This window comes from Bradyrhizobium sp. Mp27, assembly GCF_029953005.1.
Classification (GTDB): Bacteria; Pseudomonadota; Alphaproteobacteria; order Rhizobiales; family Xanthobacteraceae; genus Bradyrhizobium; species Bradyrhizobium barranii.
Genome location: NZ_JASAUS010000322.1, coordinates 1 through 4,460, shown reverse-complemented (window position 1 = coordinate 4,460; position 4,460 = coordinate 1). Strand labels below are relative to the sequence as shown.

At 56.5% G+C, this 4,460-nt stretch carries 6 protein-coding genes; 2 read left to right on the top strand and 4 right to left on the bottom strand.

The genetic code is table 11. The features are described 5' to 3' along the window. Positions 1–694: 694 nt before the first annotated feature. Both QJT78_RS48960 and QJT78_RS48955 read left to right on the top strand, forming a co-directional pair. Complete coding sequence (locus QJT78_RS48960; protein WP_281460777.1) at positions 695–1,225, top strand: PRC-barrel domain-containing protein; 531 nt, start codon at positions 695–697, stop codon at positions 1,223–1,225. A 115-nt stretch (positions 1,226–1,340) separates the two neighbouring features. Next, positions 1,341–1,571 carry a hypothetical protein gene (locus QJT78_RS48955; protein ID WP_281460776.1) on the top strand — a complete coding sequence of 77 codons (231 nt, stop codon included), beginning with the start codon at positions 1,341–1,343 and terminating at the stop codon, positions 1,569–1,571. Between the two features lie 226 nt (positions 1,572–1,797). Here QJT78_RS48955 and QJT78_RS48950 read toward each other — a convergent pair whose 3' ends face one another. The 4 genes from QJT78_RS48950 to QJT78_RS48935 all read right to left on the bottom strand — a co-directional run. Beyond that, the gene (locus QJT78_RS48950; protein ID WP_281460775.1) at positions 1,798–2,046 is read right to left on the bottom strand and encodes a hypothetical protein; all 249 of its coding nucleotides are present in this window, start codon (positions 2,044–2,046) and stop codon (positions 1,798–1,800) included. A gap of 74 nt (positions 2,047–2,120) precedes the next feature. After that, positions 2,121–2,486, bottom strand: a complete 366-nt coding sequence (locus tag QJT78_RS48945; RefSeq protein WP_038935038.1) for a CsbD family protein — start codon at positions 2,484–2,486, stop codon at positions 2,121–2,123. A 1,109-nt stretch (positions 2,487–3,595) separates the two neighbouring features. Continuing rightward, positions 3,596–4,114 carry a hypothetical protein gene (locus QJT78_RS48940; protein WP_248888388.1) on the bottom strand — a complete coding sequence of 173 codons (519 nt, stop codon included), beginning with the start codon at positions 4,112–4,114 and terminating at the stop codon, positions 3,596–3,598. 94 nt (positions 4,115–4,208) lie between these two features. Beyond that, positions 4,209–4,460: hypothetical protein (locus QJT78_RS48935; protein ID WP_281460774.1), on the bottom strand; the 252-nt coding region annotated here is incomplete at its 5' end.

The following is a 4,460-nucleotide window of genomic DNA, read 5'->3' as shown; positions in this document are numbered from 1 at the left end:
TCGCGGTTGAAGGTGATGGGGTGGCTTCGCAACCGAATCCTACGCCGCATCAGCGCTTTACACCACGCTCGCCAGCCTCTCAGGCGCCCTCTCGCGAATAAGACGGGCTAGGGCGGTGATCTAATCAATATAGTGTTTTGGCTCCATCCACGCTGGTCAACATTGCTCGCTTTCGAAAAAGACTCGAAGAAGAGAACAAATAGGACCTCCCGCGGCGGTTGGCTCAGAAAATGAGAACGGCTCTTAAGCCGCCCTCTGGTTTCCTGTAGCTGCTTGTCGTGTGCTTCGCGAGTTCGCCTACTATTCTGTTGCTGCCCGAAATTCTGATTCGAGTGAATCTGATTTGCATTGGACATTTTTTGAACGTTCCCTTGTTTGTAACAGTGGACCAATGCCGCCACCAATGGTTGCTTCGGAACTCAGTTCTCGCCTTTTTTGGCGCATGATGATCACCAGGCGCAGTTTGCCGGGTTGCGCCGAGTGGTTCGCAGTCGACTCTGCCGCCACGGGTGTCGAGAAGGCAGCAACTCACGCTGCGCTCGCGCCGACAAGATGATCGAATGAGACGCGCAATTGCTTGAGCGCGGGTGTCCGCCGCTTCTCAGAGACGCGCCGCAAGGGACACATTTACTGTTCCGTCGCTGGAACCAAAGTCACACCGCGTTATTGTTCACCAAAACAATGGAGGAACATCATGATTTCCAAATGTCTTGCAATAGCATTCCTGGCTATCGCGTCGATGACCGGCGCGGCGGCGGCGCAAACAGCCACAAACCAAGCGGCTTCGACAACCAGTGCTACCACGCACAAGGAGGGTGAGTGGCGCGCGTCCGAGCTCGCCGGCGTCGATGTGTACAATGAAGCAAACGAGAAGATCGGCGACATCCACGACGTGATTTTGGATAGGTCAGGCAAGGTGGCCAATGTCATTCTGGGTGTGGGCGGCGTTCTCGGCCTGGGCGAACACTACGTGGCGGTCGCCTTCGATAAGCTGAAGTGGGTTGACCAGCCGGTGACCTCGACAACTTCGTCAACAACGTCCGCACCGGCAAATGCGCCTGCAACCACTCCCGCTCCAGATAGCACCACGCGAACCACCACCGGTGCCGCAACAACCACCACGACAACCACCACAACCCGCGCCAGTACGCGTTGGTATCCCGATCACGCGGTGTATAACGCCACCAAGGACGAATTGAAGGCCATGCCGGAGTTTAAGTACTAACTCTCGACATGCGGCGTTTTTTGACGGGAAGCGACACTTCGACCCTGGCAAGGGGGGCGGCCGGCGGGTTCGCGTCTTGGCGGTCAAAACTCACTTCGCTGGCGTCTGAATCAGAATGCGGTCATTCACGGCCACCAAACCCCGCACGACGTCGCTCGGCCTTGATGAGGCCCATCGGGACCTCCGGATTTCCCCCGCAGAGTTCGATGAGGTCGCAGCGGAACTCGGACGGCCCCTAGACTTCTTCAAGGTCTCGAAGCGCGAGAAGGCCGAAGTTCTGGCAGCCTTCGCCGCTGACAAAGACGAGGCCACGGCCGGCTACGTCGCGGCCGCTGAGCGCGGCTGAAGCATCCTGCGTTTCCCAGCCCAGACGATCCCGCCGGAAATGTTAGCTGCGCTCCGATAGGGCGATCAAATAAAGCTGCGAGCTGCTGCGGTGCATGACTTTGTTCGTGGGACCCGTCTCGGACATTGCGGGCGGGTGCCGGTATTGGGTACCCGCTCTAGCTAGGCAGCCTCCGAGGGGTCAGCATATCTGATTAGCCTGGGACGGTTAGTGCGCCCCTAAACCATCATCGGCGGCGGGCGATGGCAACTCCCAACAGGAAAGCGACTAACAACGAAGCAAGAGGCGCTTCGCGCGCGATGTTGCTCAAGATGCTCAGCGGCATCCCTGGCCTTCGACCTGCTTCTATCGCGCCGGCAACCCGATGGACTGTCCCTTTCACAGCTTCGGAGCCTTCCGCGATGATGGATTTCGGTTCTGGAACGGAATCCAAACTTTCATGGGCGAAAGGGGCCAGCGGGATGTCATCACTCACAATCTAATCTCCGAGTCGACAAACAGCCAATCAATCAAAAAGCGTGAATTGTTCCGATGTGGCCGTCGTAGCCGTTATCGCCCACGCTGCCGCGGATGGCGCGGCGGGCGCGTCGTCAATAGCGCCAACACAAAGCCGATTGCGCCCGCGATCAACATCGAAGCGAGCGGATTGTCCTGCACTCTCTTCGCGATCGCTTGCGAGCCGTCATGGAATGTATCGCCGCTGTTCTCATAAGCGTCCTTGGCGTAGTTGACGGCGGCATCCGTAGCTTCGCGCGTTGCATCCTTGGCCTGGCCGTACAGGTTCTGCGCGGTGCCTGTCGCCTCCCGGATGCGGCCTGCTGCCTGGGTCTTTGCGTCGCCGGCGATATCGCCGACGGTGCCCTCGACCTTACCGGCGAAATCCTTCGCCGAGCCGGCAATTCGATCGTTCTCCACGGCGCACACTCCCTAAGATGAAGTCCCGGCGAGCTAACCGACAAGGTCAATCTATGTTCCTGCGCGCCCAGAAAGCCCGCTCGCAAATGTAGGTCTTAGGTTCTTACTCTTCCACACTCGCTGCTCGACTGCACTGACGAGACGATCAGGTATCAGAAAACTATTGCGATGTACGAGTTACCGATCCTCGCACGGCTCGGCGCCGTCTGGATCTTGAGAGAAATCACAGAATGGCTGCGGCTTCCGTTTGTAGCCGACCAAATCCAGCAGCGGCGCGTTGCTCACTTTTGCTCACTGTCAAAATTTCAAATTGCGAGTGGTCCTGATTAGACTACGACGGTCCGAACGGTGGGCTGGCCTGCTTCCGACAACAGTGGCTAACTCTAAAAATACCAATGCTCAAGTTTGAAAGTGAGCAATTTTGAACAGACGATCGCAGTGCATGTCTGCTGTTTTGGTAATCACCGGGGGATTGCGCTGTCCGGACCTAATCCAACGCCACCAAGCATTATTGGGCTTGGTGGCGTTGTGCTTTCCCAGGTGTCCTAATTCGTTAACTTTTCGAAAGTGAGCAAAATAGAACGGCGCGGGAGATAGCGATGATCCCATGGTGAATCACCGTCCCATCACGGCATCTTCGATGGCTAAGAGTTCTGTAGCGCTCTCGCCTGAGTTTAGGTGAGCATCATGCCTTCCTTAGCCGTCTTGTTCGACGCAAGCCGCATAGCAATTCAGCCCCATATGCCCCCAATGCTTGGGTCCAATGATCCTGACGCACATTAAGCCTTCTCGGATCGGATTCGAGATGCGCACGTTTCGGGGCGTCAATTGCGATCACGTCGCTAAATTGTCGTCTGCGAAACCCATTCGATAAAGTGGATTTCTTCCGGGCTGCGAGCGCCGGTTTAGATCCCGGGATGGGGATCTGGGCGACGACACAACCTGTCAGCAGAGAATAGGTTCTCAACAAACATCTGGTGGCGCTATTTGCTCAGCCGTGCGGTGTGTGGCCCTGGGACGCGCTCTCGCGTCAAGTTGGACTACTTGCATCCACGACCGGATGGTAACAGTTAAACTGAAGACGGCTAGTTGGCCTGCGAGCTCGACGTTCAGCGCGATCGCCAAGAAAGCCTCTTGCGCTTCTGCGCAGCCTTAAATTCAAGGACATATCTTTGAACAGCGTGCTTGGCATTGGAGCTCCAACGACGCATGAGTTGCCATGCCTGCAGGGATATGACCCAGCCCTGGCCTTGACAAAACCTGTCGTAGCACCAGGCGAAAACAGGAATTGACATCAGCTTATCGCGGCTAACGCTGAAGAGACGCTCAATAAGCAGGAGTTTGAGAAGCTCGCCAACGATGAGGACCATAAGCCCGCCAACGATGTGGCCTGTCGCCGTCAGGTAAGCCGCAACAGGCTTAACAGGTTCAAGCAAAATGACCGGCACGATGAACAGCGCCAGAGTAGGATATGGACGAAGCGACACAATCCACGCTCGTAAGCTTTCGAAAACCCAGCAATCCGCCAGCCGGCGAAGGACAGGTTTGAAGAGAGTGAAAAAGACGGCGTCCACCAGGAAGTAGATGGCAGCGATCAGAAACACAAAGGGTTTGAATATGCGGCTCAAGCTAGGTTCTCCAACGAACCAAAGCGCGAATCATCATTAAGTTCACGAGCCAAAGCAGCGAATGACACGACCGCAACCAATGATCAAAACGCTCTCAGCCGTCGCAATTTCCGCCTTCATTGCCGCCGCCTTGTTCGTACTGTCTGTGTATGCCCCAGAGGTCGAACCTGGGCAGTCGGCCGCCAACCGGCGTGATATTCATGTTGTCGACACGGGCTGCGCACCGCGTGCGTGCCTCAGAGCTGGCCCCGCAAATTCGGACAGTAGCTTGAGTGGATTTTCTGCCTGACAGCGGCGAGGATTCTTGCTGCGAATCAGGAGCGAAGATGACGAAGAAGAGCCGCCG

Excerpts from the sequence above, each read along its gene's own strand:
- QJT78_RS48960 (WP_281460777.1), top strand. The coding sequence starts at position 695 with ATGATTTCCAAATGTCTTGCAATAGCATTCCTGGCTATCGCGTCGATG.
- QJT78_RS48955 (WP_281460776.1), top strand. The coding sequence starts at position 1,341 with ATGCGGTCATTCACGGCCACCAAACCCCGCACGACGTCGCTCGGCCTT.